This is a genomic window from Arthrobacter sp. PsM3, assembly GCF_030433895.1.
In the GTDB taxonomy this organism is placed as follows: domain Bacteria; phylum Actinomycetota; class Actinomycetes; order Actinomycetales; family Micrococcaceae; genus Arthrobacter.
In genome coordinates this window covers 1-498 of sequence record NZ_JARUXE010000126.1, presented here as the reverse complement: position 1 = coordinate 498, position 498 = coordinate 1, and the positions used below count along the sequence as shown (strand labels likewise).

Genomic DNA, 498 nt, shown 5'->3' with positions numbered 1-498 from the left:
GCTGGCACTGCGAGGGACGCGTCTTCCTCCAGGGCAACCGGACCGTCGTGCTGAAGTAGCGACGGGTCCCCCGTTCCGTGCGGGGCCCCGCCGTGGCACACTGGGGTGACTATCGAGTGACTGGGGGGATTCCAGGTCAGGAGATTGTCATGGGCATTCTGATGCACCCCCGCGCTGCCGGCTGTCGGTCGGCGGTGAACAACTCATGATGATCGGCTGGGCCTACCTCATGGCCGCAATCATGACCGTCGACGCGCTTCTGCTGGGACTGTTGCTGATGAACGTCAAGTGGCCCAAGCAGTGGAAGTAGCACAGCCAAAATATTTGACGCCCCGGAAGTAATTTTTGTGCGTGGCCCGCACAGCGGCTACTGTGTGAGTTGTGTCACCCACAAGCGACACATGCTTATGATCTGCGGCGGGAGAGTCCTGCCGGTACGTTCTGCAGGCGCCGTAGGAGCAAATCCTCCCCAGGAATCTCTCAGGCCCACGTACCGCC

The 498-nt window shown here is 61.4% G+C and carries 1 riboswitch.

Annotated elements, in window-relative coordinates:
- Window positions 1-408: 408 nt before the first annotated feature.
- Window positions 409-498: riboswitch (glycine riboswitch) on the top strand. This riboswitch is flagged as partial in the annotation.